General features: G+C 67.4%; 24 protein-coding genes, 1 tRNA gene and 1 pseudogene. 19 read left to right on the top strand and 7 right to left on the bottom strand.

Annotation, left to right across the window (positions count from 1 at the left end):
* The first annotated feature begins 88 nt into the window (after positions 1-88).
* The 3 genes from J0J06_RS12605 to J0J06_RS12615 are packed head-to-tail and all read left to right on the top strand — an operon-like array spanning position 89 to position 1,232.
* The gene (locus tag J0J06_RS12605) at positions 89-655 is read left to right on the top strand and encodes a hypothetical protein (RefSeq protein ID WP_294042537.1); all 567 of its coding nucleotides are present in this window, start codon (positions 89-91) and stop codon (positions 653-655) included.
* Positions 652-846, top strand: a complete 195-nt coding sequence (locus tag J0J06_RS12610) for a hypothetical protein (RefSeq protein ID WP_294042539.1) — start codon at positions 652-654, stop codon at positions 844-846. The genes J0J06_RS12605 and J0J06_RS12610 overlap by 4 nt, the downstream gene beginning before the upstream one ends.
* On the top strand, positions 843-1,232 hold the full coding sequence (locus tag J0J06_RS12615; RefSeq protein WP_294042542.1) for a DUF3168 domain-containing protein: 390 nt from the start codon (positions 843-845) through the stop codon (positions 1,230-1,232). Before J0J06_RS12610 ends, J0J06_RS12615 begins: the two co-directional genes overlap by 4 nt.
* A gap of 5 nt (positions 1,233-1,237) precedes the next feature.
* Here J0J06_RS12615 and J0J06_RS12620 read toward each other — a convergent pair whose 3' ends face one another.
* A complete protein-coding gene (locus J0J06_RS12620; protein ID WP_294042544.1) occupies positions 1,238-1,813 on the bottom strand; it encodes a hypothetical protein in 576 nt (191 codons plus the stop codon).
* A gap of 79 nt (positions 1,814-1,892) precedes the next feature.
* Between J0J06_RS12620 and J0J06_RS12625 the strand changes: the two genes are divergently transcribed.
* From J0J06_RS12625 to J0J06_RS12675, 11 genes and pseudogenes are all read left to right on the top strand, one after another.
* Positions 1,893-2,300 carry a phage major tail protein, TP901-1 family gene (locus J0J06_RS12625; RefSeq protein WP_294042546.1) on the top strand — a complete coding sequence of 136 codons (408 nt, stop codon included), beginning with the start codon at positions 1,893-1,895 and terminating at the stop codon, positions 2,298-2,300.
* A gap of 26 nt (positions 2,301-2,326) precedes the next feature.
* On the top strand, positions 2,327-2,605 hold the full coding sequence (locus J0J06_RS12630) for a gene transfer agent family protein (RefSeq protein ID WP_294043356.1): 279 nt from the start codon (positions 2,327-2,329) through the stop codon (positions 2,603-2,605).
* A gap of 43 nt (positions 2,606-2,648) precedes the next feature.
* Positions 2,649-2,783 carry a phage tail assembly chaperone gene (locus J0J06_RS12635; RefSeq protein WP_294043358.1) on the top strand — a complete coding sequence of 45 codons (135 nt, stop codon included), beginning with the start codon at positions 2,649-2,651 and terminating at the stop codon, positions 2,781-2,783.
* Positions 2,776-3,327: a tail tape measure protein gene (locus J0J06_RS12640; protein WP_294042547.1), complete on the top strand. Its 552-nt coding sequence runs from the start codon at positions 2,776-2,778 to the stop codon at positions 3,325-3,327. Before J0J06_RS12635 ends, J0J06_RS12640 begins: the two co-directional genes overlap by 8 nt.
* Positions 3,328-3,473: 146 nt before the next feature.
* On the top strand, positions 3,474-5,690 hold the full coding sequence (locus J0J06_RS12645; protein ID WP_294042549.1) for a DUF2460 domain-containing protein: 2,217 nt from the start codon (positions 3,474-3,476) through the stop codon (positions 5,688-5,690).
* A gap of 141 nt (positions 5,691-5,831) precedes the next feature.
* On the top strand, positions 5,832-6,626 hold the full coding sequence (locus J0J06_RS12650; protein ID WP_294042551.1) for a DUF2163 domain-containing protein: 795 nt from the start codon (positions 5,832-5,834) through the stop codon (positions 6,624-6,626).
* 80 nt (positions 6,627-6,706) lie between these two features.
* Positions 6,707-6,997, top strand: a complete 291-nt coding sequence (locus tag J0J06_RS12655; protein WP_366931231.1) for a peptidoglycan endopeptidase — start codon at positions 6,707-6,709, stop codon at positions 6,995-6,997.
* Positions 6,998-9,148, top strand: a complete 2,151-nt coding sequence (locus J0J06_RS12660; RefSeq protein ID WP_294042554.1) for a phage tail protein — start codon at positions 6,998-7,000, stop codon at positions 9,146-9,148.
* A gap of 17 nt (positions 9,149-9,165) precedes the next feature.
* Entirely contained in the window at positions 9,166-9,669 is a 504-nt protein-coding gene (locus J0J06_RS12665) for a DUF2793 domain-containing protein (protein WP_294042556.1), read from the top strand.
* Positions 9,670-9,806: 137 nt separating this feature from the next.
* The gene (locus J0J06_RS12670) at positions 9,807-10,949 is read left to right on the top strand and encodes an OmpA family protein (protein ID WP_294042558.1); all 1,143 of its coding nucleotides are present in this window, start codon (positions 9,807-9,809) and stop codon (positions 10,947-10,949) included.
* Between the two features lie 371 nt (positions 10,950-11,320).
* Positions 11,321-12,160: pseudogene (locus J0J06_RS12675) on the top strand (IS1595 family transposase); the annotation flags it as partial.
* Positions 12,161-12,312: 152 nt separating this feature from the next.
* Here J0J06_RS12675 and J0J06_RS12680 read toward each other — a convergent pair.
* From J0J06_RS12680 to J0J06_RS12690, 3 genes are read right to left on the bottom strand one after another with little or no spacing between them, the layout of a single operon-like run.
* Positions 12,313-12,750, bottom strand: a complete 438-nt coding sequence (locus tag J0J06_RS12680; RefSeq protein ID WP_294042560.1) for a hypothetical protein — start codon at positions 12,748-12,750, stop codon at positions 12,313-12,315.
* Positions 12,719-13,594 carry a hypothetical protein gene (locus J0J06_RS12685; protein ID WP_294042562.1) on the bottom strand — a complete coding sequence of 292 codons (876 nt, stop codon included), beginning with the start codon at positions 13,592-13,594 and terminating at the stop codon, positions 12,719-12,721. Before J0J06_RS12685 ends, J0J06_RS12680 begins: the two co-directional genes overlap by 32 nt.
* A gap of 47 nt (positions 13,595-13,641) precedes the next feature.
* Positions 13,642-14,607, bottom strand: coding sequence for a type II CAAX endopeptidase family protein (locus J0J06_RS12690; protein WP_294042564.1), 966 nt, complete (start codon positions 14,605-14,607; stop codon positions 13,642-13,644).
* A 382-nt stretch (positions 14,608-14,989) separates the two neighbouring features.
* Here J0J06_RS12690 and J0J06_RS12695 point away from each other — a divergent pair, with 382 nt between their 5' ends.
* A complete protein-coding gene (locus J0J06_RS12695) occupies positions 14,990-16,303 on the top strand; it encodes a UDP-glucose/GDP-mannose dehydrogenase family protein (protein WP_294042566.1) in 1,314 nt (437 codons plus the stop codon).
* On the opposite strand, the gene J0J06_RS12700 is transcribed toward J0J06_RS12695, so the two are convergent.
* Together J0J06_RS12700 and J0J06_RS12705 are read right to left on the bottom strand one after the other, a co-directional pair.
* Positions 16,282-16,821, bottom strand: coding sequence for an AAA family ATPase (locus J0J06_RS12700; protein ID WP_294042568.1), 540 nt, complete (start codon positions 16,819-16,821; stop codon positions 16,282-16,284). The genes J0J06_RS12695 and J0J06_RS12700 overlap by 22 nt on opposite strands.
* Entirely contained in the window at positions 16,818-17,528 is a 711-nt protein-coding gene (locus J0J06_RS12705; RefSeq protein WP_294042569.1) for a folate-binding protein, read from the bottom strand. The genes J0J06_RS12700 and J0J06_RS12705 overlap by 4 nt, the downstream gene beginning before the upstream one ends.
* Before the next feature lie 131 nt (positions 17,529-17,659).
* On the opposite strand from J0J06_RS12705, the gene pyrC reads away from it, so the two are divergent.
* On the top strand, positions 17,660-18,688 hold the full coding sequence (pyrC, locus tag J0J06_RS12710) for a dihydroorotase (protein ID WP_294042571.1): 1,029 nt from the start codon (positions 17,660-17,662) through the stop codon (positions 18,686-18,688).
* Positions 18,689-18,792: 104 nt separating this feature from the next.
* Here the strand turns inward: pyrC and J0J06_RS12715 are convergent, their stop codons facing one another.
* Positions 18,793-19,551, bottom strand: a complete 759-nt coding sequence (locus tag J0J06_RS12715; protein ID WP_294042572.1) for an EipA family protein — start codon at positions 19,549-19,551, stop codon at positions 18,793-18,795.
* A 173-nt stretch (positions 19,552-19,724) separates the two neighbouring features.
* Between J0J06_RS12715 and J0J06_RS12720 the strand changes: the two genes are divergently transcribed.
* The 3 genes from J0J06_RS12720 (at position 19,725) to J0J06_RS12730 (ending at position 22,098) form a co-directional block, all read left to right on the top strand.
* A tRNA-Ser gene (locus J0J06_RS12720) sits at positions 19,725-19,814 on the top strand.
* Positions 19,815-19,959: 145 nt separating this feature from the next.
* Positions 19,960-21,267 carry a family 1 glycosylhydrolase gene (locus J0J06_RS12725; protein WP_294042574.1) on the top strand — a complete coding sequence of 436 codons (1,308 nt, stop codon included), beginning with the start codon at positions 19,960-19,962 and terminating at the stop codon, positions 21,265-21,267.
* 12 nt (positions 21,268-21,279) lie between these two features.
* Entirely contained in the window at positions 21,280-22,098 is an 819-nt protein-coding gene (locus tag J0J06_RS12730) for a GDSL-type esterase/lipase family protein (protein WP_294042576.1), read from the top strand.

A 22,098-nucleotide genomic window follows, 5' to 3' on the forward strand; every position in this document is an offset into this window, starting at 1 on the left:
CCGCCCATAGAATAAACTGATTGGGCGGTCGGGTGGGGGAACGGGCCGGTAACGCACGCGCGCATGAGCGCGCCAAAAGGAACGCCACATGACATTCACAACCAACGGGCCGGGCGAGATGACGCTCGGGACGGCGGATCGCGTGGCGGCGGTGGCGGAGGTCAAGGCGGCGTTGCGCGTCGCGGTGGCCGATGACGACGCGCTGATCGCGGCGTTCGCGGAGGCTGCGCTGGGGCTGGCCGAGCGCTTCCTCGGCCGCGTGCTGATCCTGCGCGCGATGACCGAGCGAGTGGCGGGCAGCCGGTGCTGGCAAGCGCTGGGCGCGACGCCGGTGATGGCGATCACCAGCGTATCGGCGGTCGCGGGTGACGACGTTACCCCGCTTGCGGTCGACGACTATGCGATCGATCTGGATGCCGAAGCAAACGGCTGGGTGCGCGTGACGGGCGATGTCCCGGACGTGGTCGAGGTGTCGTATCAGGCCGGGTGGATCGCGACCTGGCCGCTGATCCCCGCGCCGGTGCGGCAGGGCGTCGTGCTGCTCGCCGCGCACCTTTATACCGAACGCGATGCGAGCGAGCCGCCGCCGGCCGCGGTGACGGCTTTGTGGCGACCGTTCCGGCGGATGGCGCTGGCGCGCGAGGTGCGGGCATGACCCGGCTCGAGGCGCGGGCGATCCTCGCCGTCAACCATGCGCAGCAGCGGGCGTTGACTCGGCTGGCGGCGGCGTTGGCCGCGGACCTGCCGGATCTGCATGTCGAGATCGATGGCGATCGCGTGATCGTTACCGGACGCGGCGTACTCGACGATCCGCGGCTGGTGTGGATCGGGAGCGTCCTGCGATGAGCGCGGAACGGGTGCTGGCGGACGCGGTGTTGGCGGGGGTGCGCGATGCGCTGGGCGACCAGGTCAACGGCGTGTTCGACGGCCCCGCGGTCAAGGCGTCGGCGCCGTGGATCGAGCTCGGGCCGATCGTGGCCGCCGACTGGAGCACCAAGGACAAGCCCGGGCGCGAGGTGCGGCTGGTGCTGACCGTCCGCGACCGCGCCGACGCGCCCGCCCGCACGCACGCGCTGGCGGCGGCGGCCGGCGGCGCGGTGGAGGCGGTGCCGCGCGACCTGAGCGGCTGGCGGATCGCGAGTTGCGTGTTCGTGCGGGCGCGGGTGAGCGGCGCGCGGCCGGGGGAATGGGCCGCGACGGTCGAGTATCAGATCAGGGTACTGGCGGTGTGATCGCCCTATTTGACAATCTCGATCTCGACCTTCCTGATACGGAGGTCAGGTTCGTTATGCAGGTCGGTCAGCGACGTCCTCTCCGATGGCCAGCCCTTTGCCATCGCCAGCATCAGGCAATGATCCTTGGCGCGTTCGACTGGAAAGTCCGAATAAACCGGCGGCTTCGAATAATCGCAATCCAGCGTCGCGCGGGCGCCAACGTTGATCGCCACGGCCCTCATCGCCTCAAGACGATTGCCACGCTTACTTCTGCTGGCGAGGTGCGGTCCGAACAGATTTTCCGGAAAGGACGCAGCCAAGTCCGTATTATAGCGCCCCTCCGTCAGCAGGAACAATGTGCGCCCGTCCGACAGACCGACCAGGATCGGCTGGCCCTCGAACTTACCATGATAGGGGCTGACCAGCGGGATACCGATTTTCTTGAGCGAGTAGCTCCACACGCCGCTCCCAGTGCGCGTCGTGCCGGCATCGTCGACCGTTATCGTCACGCGATAGCGGACGGTGACGTAACGGCTGTCGCACCCCGCGAGCGCCAGCGCGGCGACGAGCGGCAACAGCAACTTCCGGATCATCGTCATTCCCCGGCCTCCTCGGGCGGGGCCGGCATGACGCATATTTCTAAATAAATCGAACGACCTGACTTGTGAAAGGAACATCATGCCAGCGGAAAAAGGATCGGCCTTCCTTCTGAAGGTCGGGAACGGCGCGTCGCCGGTGGCCTATGCGACCGTCGCGGGGCTGCGGACGACTCAGCTCAGCATCAATGGCGAGCTCGTCGCGATCACGTCCAAGGATTCGGGCGGGTGGCGCGAATTGCTGTCGGGGGCGGGGGTGCGGTCGGTCAGCGTGTCGGGGGCGGGGGTGTTCACCGGCTCCGCGGCGGAGACGCGGATCAAGGGCAACGCGCTGGCGGGCGCGCTCGACGATTATCGGCTGAGCTTCGAAAGCGGCGACACGATGACGGGCAAGTTCCTGGTCACGCGGCTCGATTATGCCGGGGATTTCAATGGGGAGCGGTCGTACACCTTGAGCCTGGAGAGTTCGGGCGCGGTGGTGTCGGCGTGAGCGCGAACCCCGCGCGAGGCGAGGCGATGGTGCGGGTCGGCGGGGCCGAGCTGGTGCTGCGGCCGAGCTTCGCGGCGCTGGTCGCGGCGGAGCAGGAGCTGGGACCGCTGTTCGCGCTGGTCGAGCGGGCCGCGAATGGCGCGTTGGGGATCGGCGAGCTGGTCGCCTTGTTCTGGCATTGCCTGGCCGCGCCGCCCGAGGGGCTGACTCGCGAGGCGTTCGGCGAAGGTGTCGCGGCGGGCGGGCTGGCCAGTGCGACGCCAGCGTTGCGCGTGCTGCTCGGGCAGATTCTGGGTGGGCGATAGGTTCGCCGACGTTGCCAAGCGCCTCGCGGGCCTCGCCGGACTGATGTTCGGGTGGAGCCCCGACACGTTCTGGGCGGCGACGCCGGCGGAGCTCGCGGTGCTGGTGACGGCGGCAATGGGCGAGCAGGCCGCGCCGGTCGACCTGGCCGGGCTGATGGAGATGTTTCCCGATGGATGAGGAAATCGAGCGGCTCGTGATCGCGGTGCGCGCCGACACCGCCGGGTTCGCGCGCGACGTCGCGGCGATGCGCGGCGAACTGGACGGGCCGCTGGCGGCGGGCGCCGAGCGGGCGGGGCGGGCGATCGAGGGCACACTGCTGCGCGCGGTCAGGACCGGCAAGCTGGGGTTCGAGGACCTGAAGGCGACGATCCTGTCGGTGACGGGCGCGATCGCCGCGTCGGCGTTGCGCGGCGGAGTGCAGGCGATCGGCGGTGGGTCGGGCGGCGGGCTGGGATCGTTGCTGGTCGGGTTGCTCGCCGGATCGCCCGGCCGCGCGACCGGCGGGCCGGTGTCGCCCGGGCGGCCCTATCGGGTCGGCGAGCGCGGACCCGAGCTGTTCGTCCCGACCGCCAGCGGAAGGGTGGAGGCGAGCGACGGCGCGAGCCGTGAGGTGCGGGTCGCGATCACGGTCAACGCCGCCGCGGGCGAGGCCCCGCAGGCGCTGCAGCGATCGAGCCGCCAGGTCGCGCGCGCGGTCCGCGCGGCGTTGGAGGGAGCTTAGATCCTCCCCGTTTACCGGGAGGTGGCAGCCGAAGGCTGACGGAGGGGGCAGGCCGCACTCGAACCGCGTGGGGCGAGCCCCCTCCACCACCGACCTGCGGTCGGCGGTCCCCCTCCCCGTAAACGGGGAGGATTTAGGAGAATTTCATGCCCTATTGGCTCGCGACCGCGCGGACCGTGCAGAGCGAAAGCATCCTGTCGCGGTTCGACCCGGTGTACTGGACGGTCGATTTTCCGCGGCCGATGGTGGCGGCGGTTACCGCGAGCGCGCCCGATGCGCTGCGGGTCGATGCGGTGTTCTATCGCACCGATGATCTCGCCGGGCTGATCTGGCATGCCGAGGACGGCTACGACCATCCGTTGCTGCGCTACGCGACGGCGCGCGATTTCCGGGCGTGCCGGCTGAGCTTCCGCTGGCGCTCGTCGGGGGTGACGCCGCTCGATGCGGTGAACGGCCCGACGCTGACGATCGAGGGGCGCGACGCCGGGGGCGATCCGCGCACCTGGTACGTGCGGCTGTGGAATTACGCCGTCGGCGATCCCGAGGATGCGCAGGTGTCGCTCGATTTCGCGGCGCTCGACGGCGGGTTCGTGCTGCCGGGCGAAGCCGATCCGGTGTGGGCGGGGGATGTCGACCGGATGTTCGTGTCGCTGACCGCGCCGGGCTATACCGGCGCGAGCGGCGACTTGTCCGCGCCCGCCGAGGGCTGGGCGGAGATGAGCGGAATCGCGTGCGAGGGGCCGGGATCGGTGCTGGCGATCGGCGACGTGGTGGTGCCGGAGCATCGGCTGGGCATCGCGACGGGTTACGACGACTGCTACAATCTGACGCCGGCGCGCGTGCTGCGCAACGCGCTGCGGCTCGGCTATCGCGGGGCGATCAATCATTACGTGGGCATGAGCCATTATTTCCGGCTCGACGGCGGGCTGGCGAGCGGCGGGATCAACGTCGCGGCGGCGGCGTGGCATCGCGATTTTGCGGTCCGGGCGAAGGCGCTGGGTTACGATGTGATCTGGTCGCTGAGTTACGAATTGTTCGACCGGCATTGCCCGGAGAGCTGGAAGCAACGCGCCGCCGACGGGTCGCCCGCGCAGACCGGCTGGGTGCCGCCGTCGGCGCTGCTGTCGCCGGCCAATGGTGACGCGATGAGTTATCTGCGGGGGATCGCGGCGGCGTTCATGGGCATCGCCGGGGATGCCGGTCTGGTGAAACGATTCCAGGTCGGCGAGCCGTGGTGGTGGGTCGATGGCGACGGACGGCCGTGCATCTATGACGACGCGGCGGTGGCGGCGTTCGCGCCGGTCGCGGTGCCGAGCGTGCGCGGGAGTTTGAGCGCGGCGCAGAAGGCGACGCTCGACGCGGCGGGGGTAAGTCTTGCTGCCTCGACCGCGGCGCTGGTGGCGGCGAGCGGGTGCGATGTCAGCCATGTCCTCGCCTATTTGCCGAGCGTGCTCGACCCGCGCGCGCCCGAGGTGCGGCGGATGAACCTGCCGCTCGGCTGGGCGGGCGCGTTCGACGTGCTCCAGCTCGAGGATTACGAATGGGTCACGGGCGGCGCGACGCGGCTGGCGGCGATGGCGCGGGCCGAAGCCGGCGCGCGGCTCGGCTATCCGCCGGGCGACCAGCATTATTTCAGCGGCTTCGCGCAGGTGCCCGACGACTGGTCGGCGATCGTCGCGGCAGCCGAGGCGAGCGACGCCGCGCGCACGTTCCTGTGGGCTTTGCCGCAAGTGATGCGCGACGGGCTGGTTTATTTCGAACAGGCGGAGGACGATGTGCAGGCTTTCGACGACGTGCTGTTTCCGCTCGCGCTGGGTCGCGAGGCCGAGGTGTCACCGGGCTTCTCGACCGCGATCGCGACGAGCGCGGGAGGATATGAGGCGCGGACCGCGAGCTGGGTCGAGGCGCGGACCAGCTACGACGTGGGGCCAGGCGTGCGGTCGGAAGCGGACATTGCCGATCTGCTCGCCTTCTTCCGCGCGCGGATGGGCCCGGCGAGGGGGTTCCGGTTGCGCGATCCGTTCGATTCGGCGGGTGTGGACGAGGCGATCGGCGAGGGCGATGGGATCGCGACGCGGTTCGCCCTGGTGCGGCATTATGGCGACAGCGTGCGGCGGATCACGCGGCCGGTCGCGGGGAGCGTGGCGGTCAAGGTCGCGGGCGTCGCAACCACGGCGTTCAGCGTCGCGGCGGGCGGTTGGGTCGAACTCGATAGCGCCCCGGCGGACGGCGCTGCGGTGACGGCGAGCTTCGCCTTCGACGTGCCGGTGCGGTTCGCCGAGGACCGGCTGAGCGTGTCGCTGGCGACTTTCCTCGCGGGCGCGGCGCCGAGCGTGCCGCTGGTCGAGGTGCGGGAGGCGTGAAAATCCTCCCCGGCACGGGGAGGTGGCAGCCGCAGGCTGACGGAGGGGGCGGGCCGCAAGCGGTTCGCCTGAGGAAAGCCCCCTCCACCATGCTTCGCATGGTCCCCCGCCCCGTGAACGGGGAGGATTGAAGGAGTAATCATGGACACCCTTTCCACCATCGCGCTGACGTGGCGGATCGAGCGGCGCGACGGGGTCGCGATCGGGCTGACCAGCCATGACCGCGACCTGAGCATCGACGGCTTCGCCTATCGCGCCGCACCGGGGATGACGCCCTCGGCGATCCGGCGCTCGGCCGATCTCGACGCCGATACGATGGATGTGACCGGCGCGCTGGGCGGCGCGGCGATCGCCGAGAGCGACTTGATCGCCGGACGCTGGGACGGCGCGCGCGTCGTGGTGCGCGCGGTCGACTGGGATGCGGGCGCGGTGATCGCCGAACTGGGCGAAGGACGGATCGGGCAAGTCGAATTGCGCGATGGCGCGTTCACCGCCGAACTGGCGGGCGTCGGGGTGTTGCTCGACCGGCCGGTGTGCGAGGCGACCTCGCCCGAATGCCGCGCCGAGCTGGGCGATGCGCGGTGCCGCGTGGCGATGGCCGGGCGACGGCGGCTGGCGCGGGTGACGGCGGTGGCGGACACCATGCTGACGGTCGATGCGGTCGAGCCGGTCGCGAACGCGTATGGCAACGGGTCGCTGCGCTGGATCGGCGGGGGTAATTCGGGGCTGGAGAGCGCGATTGCTGAGTCGAGCGGGACAACGCTGACTTTGCGCAGCCCGCCGCGATTCGAACCGGCCGGCGCGTTGGTCGAACTTATCGAGGGCTGCGACAAGAGCATCGCGACCTGCGCCGCGCGCTTCGCCAACGCCGTCAATTTTCGGGGCGAGCCGTATTTGCCGGGGATCGACCTGCTGACGCGGTATCCGGGAGCGTGAAGGCTTCGGAACGTGCGCTCGCACGGGCGCGCAGAGCGATAGGAGCACCGTTCCGGCTACACGGGCGCGGCTTGGCGGGCATGGATTGCGTGGGGCTGGTGGCGTGGGCGTGGGAAGTCGCTGCGCCGACCGGCTATGCGTTGCGGGCGTCGCCGCACGAGCGGATCGCGCGGGAATTGGCGCGGCTAGGGTTCGTGCGCGGCGAAGGTCCGGGCGCGACTCTGCTCGCGGCGCCGGGGCCTGGACAACTGCATCTCGGGATTTCGACGGGCGACGGGATCATCCACGCCGACGCGTCGCTGCGCCGCGTGGTCGAACGCGCAGCGCCCTTGCCCTGGCCGATCGTGGCCGCATGGATTCGGGAGGATTGAATGGCGACGCTGATCCTGACCGCGGTCGGCACGGCGATCGGCGGCCCCATCGGCGGCGCGATCGGCGCGCTGGTCGGCCAGCGGATCGACGGCGAGATCTTCAAGCCCAAGGGCCGCGAAGGGCCGACGCTGACCGACCTCAAGCTCCAGACGTCGAGCTATGACAGCCAGATACCGCGCGTGTTCGGGACGATGCGCGTCGCGGGCTGCGTGATCTGGTCGACCGACCTGGTCGAGAGCCGATCGACCAGCCACCACAAGGGGCAGCCATCGGTCACGACCTATAGCTATTCGGCGTCGTTCGCGGTGCTGCTGTCGGGGCGCGCGGTCGCGGGGGTCGGGCGGATCTGGGCGGACGGCAATCTGCTGCGCGGGGCTGCGGGGGACTTCAAGGTGGCGACCGGGTTTCGGCTGCACCCGGGCGGGGAGGACCAGCCGGTCGATCCGCTGATCGGCTCGATCGAGGGAGCGGGGGTGACGCCCGCGCATCGCGGTTGCGCCTATGCGGTCTTCGAGAACATGCCGCTCGGCGATTTCGGCAACCGCATTCCGTCGCTGACCTTCGAGCTGATCGCCGATGCCGGGCCGGTCGGCGTCGGGACGATCGCCGCCGACGTGGCGGACAGCGCGATCGCGGATGCCGGGGTCGCGGCGACGCTCGACGGCTTCTCGGCCTATGGCGGCTCGGCGCGCGCGGTGGCGGAGATGCTGGCGAGCGCGAGCGGGGCGCGGTTCAGGGGCGCAGGCGGTGTGCTGGCGATGACCGACGCCGACAGTCCCGTGGTGGCGGTGGCCGATGGCGGGTTCGCCGCGTCGGGCGCGAGGAGCGCGCGGCGGACGATCGCCGCGATCGAGCGCGCGCCGAAGACGCTCAGCCTCGCTTATTACGATCCCTCGCGCGACTATCAGACCGGGGTGCAGCGCGCGCGGCGGCCGGGGGCGGGAACGCGTGACGAGCGGATCGACTTGCCTGCGGCTTTGGCGGCGGCAGCGGCGAAGGCGCTGGCCGAGACGCTGGTGCGGCGCGCGGACATAGAGCGTGAGCAGCGGATCGTCGCCTTGCCGGCGGACGCCGCTGCCATCGCGCCCGGCAGTCTGGTGGCGATCCAGGGTGAAGGCGGACGGTGGCGCGTGACCGAAGCCGCGCTGGAGGCGATGGTGACGACGCTGACCTGCATGCGTGCGACGCCGCCGGGGCCGATGCCGGGCGCGTCCCCGGGCCGTGCACTGCCCGCGCCCGATCGTTTGGCGGGGACGACGATGCTGCACGTCGCCGAATTGCCTGCGCTCGGCGATTCGCCGCTCGCCGCGCCGCGCCTGTCGGTGATGGCCAACGGGACTGGAGCAGGGTGGCGGCGCGCGAGCTTGCTCTACAGCCTGGACGACGGGGCGAGCTGGCGCGACGGGGGCGAGACGGCGGCGCCTGCGGTAGTCGGGACGCTCGCCAGCGTGCTTGCCGCGGCGCCATCGACCCTCGCCGATCTGACGAACAGCTTCGAGGTCGACCTAGCGCGTGCCGACATGGTGTTGCACGACGCCGATGACGCCGCACTCGATCGCGGCGGCAATCTGGCGCTGGCGGGGAACGAATTGCTCCAGTTCGGGCGCGCAGAGCAGATCGGCGCCAGCCGCTGGCGGCTGTCGCATCTGTGGCGCGGGCGGCGCGGGACCGAGGCGGCGGCGGGGACGCAGGCGATGGGCGACCGATTCGCGTTGCTGACCGGCGATACCGTCGCCGCGATCGACTTGCCGGTCGCGGCGATCGGCTCGACCGTGCGGGTGCTGGCGAGCGGGATCGGCGATACCGCCGGCCCGGTCGAGACGGACTGCGCGATCGACGGCGCGTCGGTGCGGCCGCCCAGCCCGGTGCAGCTTCGCCTGGGCATGGAGGCAGGTACGCCGACGCTGAGCTGGGTGCGCCGCAGCCGCGCCGGGTTCCGCTGGATCGACGGCGGCGACGTGCCGCTTGCCGAGGAAAGCGAGGCCTATCGCGTCACGATCACGCCGCCGGCTGGCGGCCGCCGTTTGGCGACCACGATCGCTCCCGAATGCCCACTAGACCTGGGCGAAGCAGTCGCAGGTACGATCATCGAAGTTCGCCAGGTCGGCACGTTTGGCGAATCGCCGCCTGCGCGCGTCATCCTTTCCTGAACAAAGGCACCAATGTCATGAGCGATACCCGAACCGACCGCTTCTCTGTCCCCTTGCTCCAGCCGGGCCAGGCGCAGAAGGAGATGGGGCATAACGAGGCGATCGCCGCGCTCGACCTGATCGTCCAGGCGGCGGTCGAGACGATCGGGGACAATGCCCCGCCGGTCGCGCCCGAATCGGGCCGATCGTGGATCGTCGGCACCGCGCCGACCGGGGCGTGGAGCGGCAAGGCGGACCATCTTGCGGGCTGGACCGGCGGCGGCTGGCGGTTCGTGGCGCCGGTCGAGGGAATGGCGGCGTGGGTTGTCGCGGACGCGCTGACTGCCCGGTTTGTCGCGGGCGGGTGGGTCTTGGGCGAGGAGGCGTGCGCCCACCTCGTGATCGGCGGGGATCGTGTCGTGGGACCTCGGCAGACGGCGATCGCGGCGCCCGCCGGGGGTGGTGTGATCGACGCTGAATCGCGCACGGCGCTGGCCGCGATTCTCGCTGCGCTACGTGCACACGGATTGATCGCGACATGACCTCGAAGCGGCGGAAAAGCGCGAGAAAAGTGTTGCCCCGACGCCACAGCTAACCGAGTTTGTTTCGCTTGCGCGGAAACCATCCATTGGTTAGTGAGTTTGCGCTGTCCGTAGTGACATTGTGAAAGGGGATACAGATGCGCAAGCTTGCCATTGCCGTGGCGCTCGCTTCAACCGCACTTGCGACGCCCGCGCTCGCGCGTGACAAGGCGTGGTATGTTGGCGTCGAAGGCGGCGCGATGATTGTCGAAGACATTCACTTCGACATCACCAGCGGCACGACCAAGACCAAGGATGCAGCCCAGGCTGATCATGAATATGGCTACGATGTCGGCGGCAACGTTGGCTACGATTTTGGCATGTTCCGGATTGAGGCCGAGGTCTCGTACAAGGGTGCCAATCTCGATAGCTGGCGCTCGACGTTGCGGACGCCGGTGTACACCTCAACTGGCGTTGCGACGACCTTTACGCCGGGGACTTATGACTATGTTGGTGGCAAGACCACCGCGCTCAGCTTCATGCTCAACGGCATGCTCGATTTCGGTGACGATGATGGCCTGCAGGGCTTCGTTGGCGGCGGTGTCGGTGTCGCCCGCGTCAAGGCTGAGAAATATGCGCTGAACCGCTACGGCTCGTTCCTCGACGATTCGGACACCGTGTTCGCCTGGCAGGCGATCGCTGGCATCCGTGCGCCGCTGACCGATCGTATCGACGCGACGCTGAAGTATAAGTTCTTCAACGCCCAGAACGTCAAGCTGGTCGACATCAACGGCCGCACGCTGGAAGGCCGTTTCCGGTCGCACAGCCTGCTCGGTGGCGTGACCTTCAACTTCGGCGAGCCGCCGGCGCCGCCGCCCGCGCCGGTACCCGAGCCCGTCGCTCCGCCGCCGCCGGCGCCGGAACCCGTCGCTCCGCCGCCGCCGCCGGTTTGCGCGCCTGGTCCGTTCATCGTGTTCTTCGATTGGGACAAGTCGGACATCACGCCGGAAGCGGCGTCGATCCTCGACAACGCGATCGCGCAGTACGCGAACTGCGGCAATGCGAACGTGATGGTCGCAGGCTACACCGATACGTCGGGTTCAGCGAAGTACAACGTCGGTCTGTCGCAGCGCCGTGCGGACTCGGTGAAGGCCTATATGGTCGCTCACTCGATCCCGGAATCGGTCATCACCGAGCAAGCGTTCGGCGAAACCCGCCTGCGCGTTCAGACTGCCGACGGCGTGCGCGAAGTGCAGAACCGTCGCGTGGAAATCAACTACGGCCCGGGCTCGGGTCAGTAAGTCTTTCCATAAGTCAAGAATTTGGGGGGTCGGGAAACCGGCCCCCCTTTTTCTTTGCACCTTGCAATGAAACGGCGATGCTATTTCGCGCCCGGCGTAATCGCCGGGTGAGCGGCGCGAAAACACCCGAGCCGCGACAGGGTTTCGCCGCCGCGTGAGGCCGCGAGGTATCTCCGCGAAAGACGGGTTATTGTGATCGGCCGCTTTTGGGCAGGAGGCAGAAGAAGTTCCCCTCGCCGCAAGCGCGCGGGCTGGCAAAGCGGATGCTCGCCCGGCTTATCGGGCAGCGCGGGGGAAAGCGGGCCTCCGCTAGCCAAAGGAGGGCATCTATCCCCCTTGCATACGTAATCTGATTGTGCCATATGCTGTGCATGGCACAGAAACCCCTCACGACGACGCAGTTCTTTCGCCAGTTCCCTGACGACGAAACCTGCCTCACGCACCTGTTCAACGTGCGGTTCGGGCAGGGCTACACCTGCCCGTCGTGCGAGCGCCCCTCGAACTGGTATCGGATCAAGGCGGAGCGCGCTTATTCCTGCCAGTGGTGCGGCCACCATCTGCACCCCACGGTCGGCACCCCGTTCGAACAGACCCGGACGCCGCTCCAGCTTTGGTTCTACGCGATCCACCTGTTCACGACGACGCGCCACGGTGTCAGCGCGAAGGAATTGGAGCGTCAGCTCGGCGTGACCTACAAAACCGCGTGGCGCATGGCCGGGCTGATCCGTCAGCACATGGCGGACGTTGACGGCAACGACCCGATCGGCGGCGAAGGCAAGACCGTCCAGATTGATGAAACGTTCGTGGGCGGTCGCTTCGCTCGCGGTAAGCGGGGCGGCGATCCGGCGGAAGGCAAGACCATCGTTTTCGGGATGCTAGAGACTGGCGGCGACGTCGTGACGCACGTTATTCCGAACCGCACGCGCGGCACCATCTATCCGCTGATCCGCGCCAATGTGCAGCCCCGCTCGACGGTAAACACTGACGAGTATCGGACCTACAACACGGTTGGTAACATGGCTGGCATGGCCTTCACGCACGAAGCGGTGAACCATCGCGCCGGTGAATATGTCTGCGCCCGCACCGGCGCGACCGTGAACGCGATTGAGAATTTCTGGCGGCACCTGAAGGTGTCGATTGCGGGCACCCACGTAAGCGTGAGCGGCAAGTACCTTGCTCGCTACGCCAAGGAATTTGAATACCGCTTCAATCGTCGGAACAACGCGGCTTCGATGTTTCCGGAACTGATTTCGACGTTCCGGCCATTGACGACAAAGCGCGGTTGAACGCGGCTTCGTCACCGGGCGGGGTGTCTTTATCCCGCTTGGCGGCAAACTCTGCCACTTTCCCTTCCTCGCGTGCCTTACGTAGATTGCCCACTGGCAGCCTTCCTCTTTGACGGGATCGCGAAGACCGCGGACGTTAGATCGATCAGCGCCATTCCGTTGAGTGCGATTATAATGATGCTCGCACCATTGAATGCGGCTTGCCAATGGGCGTCCGTCGCCAGCAACGGTTTTGCCACCACCAGAGCCATTGCAACGCCGAATAGAGCGATCAGAAGATAGGCATACGCCTTGGTCGCCCAGCGCGCTTCCGAGAAGCCCTCGCCTGTATCATCTTCAAGTCGATTGAGTTCCAGGTGCAAGCTGGCAGCCGAGGCCAAGGTAATCGTTACGATCACACCCAGAACGGACAACAACTGAGTTTCTACAAACCCTTTGAGGGAGGGATTACCTAGATCGCTAAACCATTCCGGCCGGCAATAACTAATCGCCGCCAGCCCTAGTATCATCGTCAACAGGATCAGGATTGATACTATCCGGGCCACGGTCGAGCGCTTGATTTAGCCATTTCTGAACTTGCTCCGCTTTCGCTTCCGCGAAATTTAAGATGCTCTGCATCTTAACGGTCATTTTTCGGCTTGTCGATGACCAATATTCGCCGCTTACGGCTTTGGCGGTGACGCGAGCGTTTCCTTCCTCCGCGTAGTCAACAGCCTCCTGCACGCTCTTGCTCTTTGCTTGAACGCCGTCGTCGCTTTCGAGCCTGACGTCGATCTCTTGTGCGCCGGTATCGTTGCCGATCCGCTTGAGGCCCTTTTTTACGCCGCCGCCCGCACTGAAAATCATATTCGGAACGGTGAACTTGAACGCTACATACTGAAGCGTTCCGCCGTGCTTTTCAGCAAACTTCCAAAAGGAATCCCCCCGGAAAAGTGGCTTGAAAAACAGCACATATTGATTGGTCGTTTGAAGATTGATCGTGGCAACCAACGAAGCCAACAGCGCCTTCGCTTGGCCCACGTTACCCACGTCCTCAACGGCGACCTTTTGGCCGTCGGGGCGATGTTGGGGATCGACGATGACCATCGCGCCCTGCCAAATCTCGCCTTCAAACTCTTGCGCGCCGTCCTCTGGCGGAGTGCGCTGTGCGAGCGTCTTCTTCCTCTCGATAACGCCGACAATGAGTTCGTCGGATAGGTTTTGCGGTACCCAGTGAAATTGAGTGCCTTTGTGCCGGAACGTGAAGCCTGTTCCCAGCTTGTCTCTGAGCCAGTCTTCGCGAGGCAGTGGCGGCACCAGAAAGTCTGGCTGATCCCGCTCAATCAGCGAAAAATGGAACTGGTCGAAATATTTTGCCATTTGCACCCCCGCGCGGGAGGCTATGCTAAATCAACGGCTTACGTCAATCACGTATGCCAAGGGGATAGGTGCCCAAAGGAGGGCTGAGCTACCGGCCCGCTGCGCCCACTTCGCCAGATCGGCCGCACGATGCGTCCCCGGCGAATCGCGGTCGCCAGCAGCGCCGTGACCAGAAGGCCGGTAATCGCAAGACCGGGCAACGAAGCATCAACGCCGCCTGCTCCGCCAGTCAGCCAATCGGGTCCCGCGACACGCGACGCGATCAGTCCGCCGGTGCCGTACAGGTTGACTTGGGCGACACCGATCGCGGCATGGAGGCCGATCGCGGCCCAGAGCCGCCGCGTCACCATGTACAGGGCGGCGAACAAGAGTCCCGACTGCAGTCCGGCGGCGAGCGCCGAGTTCGTTGGCATTCCGCTCAGCAACGCGCTTCCGCCGAAAAAGGCGGCCGACGCCAGCAACGCCATCCAGCTTCCCAACAGCCGCTCGGTGAGCCGAAAAAACAGGCCGCGCAGCACCAACTCGAGGCAGATCGCCGTACACACCTGCGTCACGATCGGCGCGAGCAATTCCCGGGATAAATTGAAACCCACGATGCCGACGGTCCCCGCCGCGGCCTGAACCGCGAAGACCATGAGACACATCGCGAGGCCGCCGCCGAAACCCAGCGCGACCTCGGTCAGCCAGCCCGCTGTGCCCAATTCCTCAAAGTCGCGTCGCCGCTCGATGATCCGGACGAAGATAAAATAGACGAGGATAACCGCCGTCGCGCCGATCAGCGGCACGAGGTAACGGGCACCCGGCACATAGGTCAGATAACCGAAGCCGACGCCGAGCAGCTTGATCCCCAGCACCGCAGCGCCCAGCAGACCCAGCGCGCAGACCGCCAGCATCGCGGGAAAGTGGATGACGCGCCAAACCTTGCTGTCGGGTGGCGTCACCGGCTCGATGGGCATGATGTGGCCCGGCCCGTCGAGCCGGACCAGCGCGCGCGAGCGGGCCAGATTCGTCAAATTCATTCCCCCCTGTGCGGCCGGATCAGCGAAAGATCATTCTATCGAAAGCTGGATCGGTCGGGCAAGCACCGCCGGCGCCAAGCCGTGCCTAAACGATACACGATCGATCGGATCCGTGGTCGGGCGATCGGACCCCTGGTCGGTGGCGCGGGCCGCCGGACCGAAATCCATCAAAGGGTATAGGGGATGGAGGCGGTGTCGACCGCAAACGCCTGCCGTTGTTCGTCAGACGATATGATCGATGTATCACTACTTTGAAAAAACACCGCTCGACTTGGCCGATGATCCGGCTGGCAAAATCCCGGACTTGCGTTAGAGGGACGTTCACACGATCCGGCGTTCAGCCGGAAATCTCCGTCCCCACCTGTCGAGGCAATCCATGAAAATTACGATGATCGGATCGGGCTATGTCGGCCTTGTTTCCGGCGCTTGCTTTTCCGATTTCGGGCATGACGTGGTGTGCGTCGACAAGGACGCGGGCAAGATCGATGCGCTCAAGGCCGGACGCATGCCGATCTACGAGCCGGGGCTCGACCAGCTCGTCGCGTCGAACGTCGCGGCGGGCCGGCTGACCTTCACGACCGACCTCGCGCAGGGCGTAGCGGGCGCCGACGCGGTGTTCATTGCGGTCGGCACCCCGTCGCGGCGTGGCGACGGCCATGCCGATTTGACCTATGTGTTCGACGCGACGCGCGAAATCGCCGCCGCGGTGACCGGCCCGACCGTCGTCGTCACCAAGTCGACCGTCCCCGTCGGCACCGGCGACAAGGTGCAGGAAATCCTCCGCGAGGAACGGCCGGACATCGAGATCGCGGTCGTCTCCAACCCCGAATTCCTGCGCGAGGGGGCGGCGATCGGCGATTTCAAGCGTCCCGACCGCATCGTCATCGGCAGCGAGGATTCGAACGACGGCGAACGCGCGCGCGGCGTGATGCGTGACGTCTATCGCCCGCTCTACCTCAACGAATCGCCGATCCTGTTCGTCGGCCGCCGCACGTCCGAGCTGATCAAATACGCCGCCAACGCGTTCCTCGCGACCAAGATCACCTTCATCAACGAAATCGCCGATCTGTGCGAAGCGGTGGGCGCCAACGTGCAGGACGTGTCGCGCGGGATCGGGCTCGACAACCGCATCGGATCGAAGTTCCTGCACGCCGGCCCCGGCTATGGCGGGTCGTGCTTCCCCAAGGACACGCTGGCGCTGCTCAAGACCGCCGAGGATTTCGGCACGCCGACGCGGATCGTCGAGGCGGTGGTATCGGTCAACGACACGCGCAAGCGCGCGATGGGGCGCAAGATCGTCCATGCGCTGGACGACGACGCCAAGGGGAAGACCGTCGCGGTGCTCGGCCTGACCTTCAAGCCCAACACCGACGACATGCGCGACGCGCCGAGCCTGGCGATCGTCCAGAGCCTGATCGACGCCGGCGCGACGGTGCGCGCCTACGACCCCGAGGGGATGGACGCGGCCAAGGCGATGATGCCGGACGTCACCTATTGCGCCAACGCCTATGAGGCCGCGACGGGGGCGGATGCGGTGGCGATCGTGACCGAATGGGACACGTTCCGCGCGCTCGACCTCAAGCGGCTCGCCGGGGCGATGACCGGCAACGTGATGGTCGACCTGCGCAACATCTATCGCGCCGACGAGGTGACGAAGGCCGGGTTCGCCTATTCGTCGGTGGGGCGCTGACGGCCTAGCTTGGCCAGCACGAAATCGGCCCGCGCGGCGACGGCATCGTAGGGCAGGATGATCGGACGGTAGCCGGCGTCGCGATACGCCCGGTCGACGCGGTCATGATCGTCCAGCGCCTTGTCGAGGCCGTGGCGGCGGTCCTCGTCCTGCTCGTAGATTTGCGGCCATGGCGGCGCGAGGAACAGGCGATGGTAGCGATGGCGCGCGACGTCGTCGGCCGCCGATTCTCCGGCCGCGGCTTGCAACGCGACCGCCGCATCGACCACGCCTCGGTCGAAAAAGGTCAGCCCTTTCGCCGCCGCATGATCGGCGATCGACATCGCCAAAGCGTGGCGCGCGAACCCGGCCGGGTCATCCCATGGCAGCGCGCCGACCTTGCCCGCCCGCACATCGGCGATAATCCGCCGCCCGGGTTCGCGGACCACGGTGTAGCCGCGCCGCGCCAGTTCCTCGATCAGGGTGGACTTGCCCCCGCCCGAGCAGCCCGAAATCATCACGAAGCAATCGGCGCTCACAGCGCCGCGGCCAGCCAGTCCGGCACGATCGCATCGCCCAGCGCCTCGACCCGGCGCAGTTCGACCATCAGCCCGAGGTCGGGATAGGCCGCGCGGGTGCGCTCGCCCGCCGGCGCGATCGGCGCGACGACCAGGCGGCGGTTGACCTTGGCGCGGTAATGCATCCGCGCCGTATTCTCCTGCCCGACATAGCAGCCCTTGGCGAAGCTGACGCCGCTGAGCTCGGCGGCGTTCGCCTCCAGCCACAGGGTCTTGTCCTGGCCCAGTTCCGCGACGCCCTCGGTGACGCCCAGCGACAGGCGATGCGCGCGCCAGCCGGTCGCGGGATCGCCGTCATTCCCCAGCCACCTCTTGCCGAGCGCAGCCAGCCGCGGATCGGCCACGCCGAGCGCATGGTCCATCGCCCAATGCACCGCGCCCGCGACGCGCTCGATCGTGATCGCGCGGCGCAGGCGATACATCGACAGGCGGCGCTTGAGGCTCTCGGCCTCGGCCGCCTCGCAATCGATCAGCACCGCGTCGCCGTCGGCCCAGAGCAGGAAGTCGAACAGCGCCTTGCCCTGCGGCGTCAGCAGCCCCGACCAGCGCGGCGTGGCGGCGTCGAGCGTCAGGACATCCTGCGTCACCAGCCCCTGCAGGAATCCGCGCGCATCCTCCCCCGCGACGCGGATCAGCGCGCGATCGGTCAGCATGGTTCCGGTGGTCATGGGGTGTAGCTAGGGGCGGCGTGGCGTTTTGTCATCCGTTCGCCGCGAGCTTGTCGAAGGGCTGTCTTTTCTTCACACGACGCCGCAGACAAGGCAGGGCTTCGACAAGCTCAGCCCGAACGGAGTTTTCTGTGGCGCTCTACAAGCTCACCATCCGCCGCCCCGACGACTGGCACGTCCATCTGCGCGACGGCGAGATGCTGAGCGCGGTCGCGGCCTATACCGCGCGCCAGTTCGCGCGCGCGATCGTCATGCCCAACCTCACGCCGCCGGTGACGAGCATCGCCGCCGCCGAGGCGTATCGCGACCGCATCCTCGCCGCGCTGCCCGCCGACAGCGATTTCACCCCGCTGATGACCTTCTATCTGACCGACGATGCCGATGCGGGCGAGATCGTGCGGGGCTACCGCGAGGGCGTGTTCGCGGCGTGCAAGCTCTACCCCGCGCACGCGACGACCAATTCGGCGCACGGCGTCACCGACATCGCCGCGCTGGCCCCGGTGTTCGAGGCGATGCAGGCGGCGGGGATGCCGCTGCTGGTCCATGGCGAAGTGACCGACCGCGCGATCGACATATTCGACCGCGAGGCCGTGTTCATCGAACGCACGCTGATCGGGCTGGTGCGCGATTTTCCGGCGCTCAAGATCGTGCTCGAGCATATCACCACCGCCGACGCCGTGGATTTCGTCCGCGACGCCGCGGACAACGTGGCCGCGACGATCACGCCACAGCACCTCCACCTCAACCGCAATGCGCTGTTCGACGGGGGTCTCCGCCCGCACGCTTACTGCCTGCCGGTCGTCAAGCGCGAGCGGCACCGGCTCGCGGTGCGCGCGGCGGCGGTGTCGGGCAGCCCTAAATTCTTTCTCGGCACCGACAGCGCGCCGCATGCGGTGGGGCGCAAGGAGATGGATTGCGGCTGCGCGGGCATCTTCAACGCGCCGTTCGCGCTCGAGAGCTATGTCGCGGTGTTCGACGAGGAAGGCGCGCTCGACCGGTTCGAGGGGTTCGCGAGCGAGCATGGGCCGCGCTTCTACGGGCTGCCGCTGAACGAGGGGACGGTGACGTTGGAGCGGGGGGCGGTGCAGGTGCCGGATCGCTTGGGTGACATCGTGCCGTTCCATGCGGGGGAGAGGTTGCCATGGAAATATATCGGCTAGGCCCGACGCGGGAGTGAATCCCGCGTCGTCGGACGGGTCGGCGCGCCGACCTGCCGGCCGGGCTTGCGCGAGTCAGCCGGGCGTGACCGGCTGCCGCGCTGCGCCTAGAACGGCACCCACGTTCCCTTGTGCCGAAACTTCACATAGCCGGCGTTCACCCCCGCGCGCCAGCCGACGCCGAGGCGGACCGGGATCATCACGATGTTGCCGTGGCGCAGATACGTCGCGGAGAAGCCGCCGACGAAATAGAGCCGCCCCTCGCCGCTGGCATAGGCCTTGAACGCATCCTCGGTGTCATAGAGGTTATAGACCAGGATGAAGACCTTGGTGGCGTCGCCGCCGACGTCGAACCCGACGGAGGGCCCGCGCCAGTAGATCTTCTGGTTGCCCGCCACCGCGTGACTGAGCGTGCCCGATCCGTAGCGCGCGCCGATGACGAATGCGCCGGCCGCTTCCTTGCCCGCGATATAGGCGTTGGGCCGGCCCTGCTTGGCCAGGATCTTCTCGATGATGTCGGCCAGGCCCTTGGCGCCCTTGCCGAACACGCCTTCCGCCGCGGCGAGCACGTCGCCCTTGTCATAGGTCGGACCGGTGGTCGGCGGAACCTCGGGCGGGGCGACGGTCGCGGTCTGGTCCTGCGGTGGCGGCGCATAGGGCGGGGGGGACGTATCCTGCGGCGCGCCGCGCTCATCGGCGGCGAGCGGCGCAGGATCGACGGCCGCGGGGGTAAGGGTCGGCGCGGGCTTCGGCTTCTTCAGGTCGCCGTCGATCGCCGCGTTGGGATCGATCGTCGTCACTTGCGCCGCCACTGGCCCAGTCAGCGCCACCAACGCCAGCGCGATCGTCGTCATCAACCGGCGCATATGCCCGAACTCCCACCCGATAATCCGGTGAGCTAAGCCCGTGGCGGATTGCCCGGCAATGAACGGTGGGACCGCGAGCGACGACACGAATCGATTCCGCGGTGAAGCGAGTCGGAATCCCCTGGTTGATCGCCCCCCGGCGCCCCGCTATAGGCCGCGCTTCGCCGCTGCGTGGAGACGTGGGTGAGTGGCTGAAACCAACGCTTTGCTAAAGCGTCGTACGGGAAACCGTACCGAGGGTTCGAATCCCTCCGTCTCCGCCAGGGCGCGTCGCCGTTCGACGCGACAGCCCTTGATTTCAAATCGTTGCCAGTGTCCATTCGCACGCGTCGCCGCGCGAGATGGCGTGACATGCGTCCGCGCCGGCGATCCTGCCGGTCGATGGCGTCGTTGAAAAAGGGGAGTGCGATGGACCGACGCGACCTTCTGATCGGGCTTGGCGCGACCGCCGCCCTGTCGGCCCAGCCCTCGCAGGCCACGGCGCCCCGCGCGCGCGCCGCAAAAAAGGATTTCCTGTGGGGCACGGCGATCTCCGCGCACCAGAGCGAGGGCAATAACGTCAATTCGGACGGCTGGCTCAACGAACACATCAAGCCCACGCTGTACAAGGAGCCGTCGGGCGACGCGTGCGACAGTTACGAACGGTTCGGCGAGGACATCGCGCTCGCCGCGAGCCTGGGGTTCAACGCACATCGTTTCGGAATCGAATGGGCGCGGATCGAGCCCGAGCCGGGGCAATTCTCGATGGCCGCGCTCGACCATTACAAGCGCGTGCTCGAGGCGTGCCGCGCCCATAACCTGAAGCCGATGGTCACATTCATGCACTTCACCACGCCGCGCTGGTTCGCGGCGCGGGGTGGGTTCGAGGCGGACGGCGCACCCGATCTGTTCGCGCGGTTCGCCGACAAGGCCGCGCGGCATTTCGGGTCGCTGCCCGCCTTTGCGACGACGTTCAACGAGATCAATATTCAGCAGTTGATCCGAGTCCTGATCCCCAGCATCGACCAGGCGCGACCGCTGATCGACGCCATGTTCGCCGCGTCGGCCAAGGCGTGCGGGTCGGACACGTTCCGGTCCTGGGCCTTCGCCGACGCCGAAAAGATCGCGGGCCCCACCCATGTCGCGCATGCCAAGGCCTATCAGGCGATCAAGGCGGCGGGCGGCGGCTATCCGGTCGGGATCAGCATTTCGGTGCAGGACCTCCAGCCGCTGCCGGGCGGCGAAGCGGGCGTGAAGGAGCTGCAGCGCACGATCTATGGCCAGTGGTTAGATTCGTCGACGCCCGCGGACTTCATCGGCGTGCAGCCCTATACGCGCATCCTGATCGGCCCGGACGGCGTGGTGCCGCCCGCCAAGGACGCGGTGATGACCGATGCCGGATACGAAAACTACCCCGCCGCGCTCGGCAACACGTTGCGCTATGTCGCGAAGGCGACGGGCAAACCGGTCTTCGCCAGCGAAAGCGGCATCGCGGCCGATGACGACCGGATCCGAATCAAATTCATCGATGAAACGATGGCCGAACTGCGCAAGGTCATCGCGGAAGGGGTGGACGTGCGCGGGTATTTCCACTGGTCCTTGCTCGACAATTTCGAATGGACGAGCGGGTATGCCAAGCATTTCGGGCTGGTGGCGGTCGACCGCACGACGTTCAAACGCACGCCGAAGCCCAGCGCCTATCACCTCGGCCGTATCGCGCGCGCCGGTATCGCATAGGGAGGCGCGACCATGGCCGTTCCGTTGATCCTGCTCGCCGCTGCCGCGACTGGCGTGACCGATACGCCGTGTCCGCCCGCAATCCCGATCCCGCCCGCGATCGGGGCGTGGCGGCAAAAGACCTACGCGCCCGACAATGCGAAGATGGTCCCGCCGCCGCTTGCGGAGGCCGGGCCTTACTTCAAGGCCTATCAGGAAGCGCGCAAGACCGACTGGGCGGACCTGTGCCGCTATCGTGACGACAATGCGAAGCTGATCGCGCTGCCGCAGTCGGCGCGCGACGTGGTGTTCATGGGCGATTCGATCACCGAGGGGTGGAATTACGGCGACAAGGGCTTCTTCACCGGCGGCTGGATCGACCGGGGGATCAGCGGGCAAACCACGCCGCAGATGCTGCTGCGTTTCCCGGGTGACGTGATCGCGTTGCATCCGCGCGTCGTCCACATCATGGCGGGGACCAACGACATTGCGGGCAATACCGGCCCCACGTCGATGGATACGATCGTCGGCAATATCGCCGCGATGGTGACGCTGGCGAAGGCGGCGGGGATTCGCGTGGTACTGGCCGCGACGCCGCCCGCGGACAAGTTCGGCTGGCGGTCCGACCTGCGTCCCGCGCCGCAGATCGCTGCGCTCAACGCCCGGCTGCGCGAACTGGCGGAGCGCGAGAAGGTGACGTTCGTCGATTACGGCTCGGTGCTGGCAACGCCCGATGGCGCGATGAAGGATGCGCTGACGCTCGACGGGGTGCATCCCAACGCGGAGGGCTATGCAGCGATGGGGCCGCTGGCGAAGAAGGCGGTGGCGGCGGCGCTGGCCGCGCGGAGATAG

Source organism: Sphingomonas sp. (genome assembly GCF_017304615.1).
GTDB lineage: Bacteria > Pseudomonadota > Alphaproteobacteria > Sphingomonadales > Sphingomonadaceae > Sphingomonas.

Coding starts and splice junctions, on each gene's coding strand:
- J0J06_RS12725 (WP_294042574.1), top strand. CDS start 19,960: ATGGACCGACGCGACCTTCTGATCGGGCTTGGCGCGACCGCCGCCCTG.
- J0J06_RS12620 (WP_294042544.1), bottom strand. CDS start 1,813: ATGACGATGATCCGGAAGTTGCTGTTGCCGCTCGTCGCCGCGCTGGCG.
- J0J06_RS12705 (WP_294042569.1), bottom strand. CDS start 17,528: ATGACCACCGGAACCATGCTGACCGATCGCGCGCTGATCCGCGTCGCG.
- J0J06_RS12650 (WP_294042551.1), top strand. CDS start 5,832: ATGGACACCCTTTCCACCATCGCGCTGACGTGGCGGATCGAGCGGCGC.
- J0J06_RS12625 (WP_294042546.1), top strand. CDS start 1,893: ATGCCAGCGGAAAAAGGATCGGCCTTCCTTCTGAAGGTCGGGAACGGC.
- J0J06_RS12695 (WP_294042566.1), top strand. CDS start 14,990: ATGAAAATTACGATGATCGGATCGGGCTATGTCGGCCTTGTTTCCGGC.
- J0J06_RS12660 (WP_294042554.1), top strand. CDS start 6,998: ATGGCGACGCTGATCCTGACCGCGGTCGGCACGGCGATCGGCGGCCCC.
- J0J06_RS12635 (WP_294043358.1), top strand. CDS start 2,649: ATGTTCGGGTGGAGCCCCGACACGTTCTGGGCGGCGACGCCGGCGGAG.
- J0J06_RS12665 (WP_294042556.1), top strand. CDS start 9,166: ATGAGCGATACCCGAACCGACCGCTTCTCTGTCCCCTTGCTCCAGCCG.
- J0J06_RS12655 (WP_366931231.1), top strand. CDS start 6,707: ATGGATTGCGTGGGGCTGGTGGCGTGGGCGTGGGAAGTCGCTGCGCCG.
- J0J06_RS12610 (WP_294042539.1), top strand. CDS start 652: ATGACCCGGCTCGAGGCGCGGGCGATCCTCGCCGTCAACCATGCGCAG.
- J0J06_RS12630 (WP_294043356.1), top strand. CDS start 2,327: ATGGTGCGGGTCGGCGGGGCCGAGCTGGTGCTGCGGCCGAGCTTCGCG.
- J0J06_RS12730 (WP_294042576.1), top strand. CDS start 21,280: ATGGCCGTTCCGTTGATCCTGCTCGCCGCTGCCGCGACTGGCGTGACC.
- J0J06_RS12670 (WP_294042558.1), top strand. CDS start 9,807: ATGCGCAAGCTTGCCATTGCCGTGGCGCTCGCTTCAACCGCACTTGCG.
- J0J06_RS12615 (WP_294042542.1), top strand. CDS start 843: ATGAGCGCGGAACGGGTGCTGGCGGACGCGGTGTTGGCGGGGGTGCGC.
- J0J06_RS12605 (WP_294042537.1), top strand. CDS start 89: ATGACATTCACAACCAACGGGCCGGGCGAGATGACGCTCGGGACGGCG.
- J0J06_RS12640 (WP_294042547.1), top strand. CDS start 2,776: ATGGATGAGGAAATCGAGCGGCTCGTGATCGCGGTGCGCGCCGACACC.
- J0J06_RS12645 (WP_294042549.1), top strand. CDS start 3,474: ATGCCCTATTGGCTCGCGACCGCGCGGACCGTGCAGAGCGAAAGCATC.
- J0J06_RS12715 (WP_294042572.1), bottom strand. CDS start 19,551: ATGCGCCGGTTGATGACGACGATCGCGCTGGCGTTGGTGGCGCTGACT.
- J0J06_RS12685 (WP_294042562.1), bottom strand. CDS start 13,594: ATGGCAAAATATTTCGACCAGTTCCATTTTTCGCTGATTGAGCGGGAT.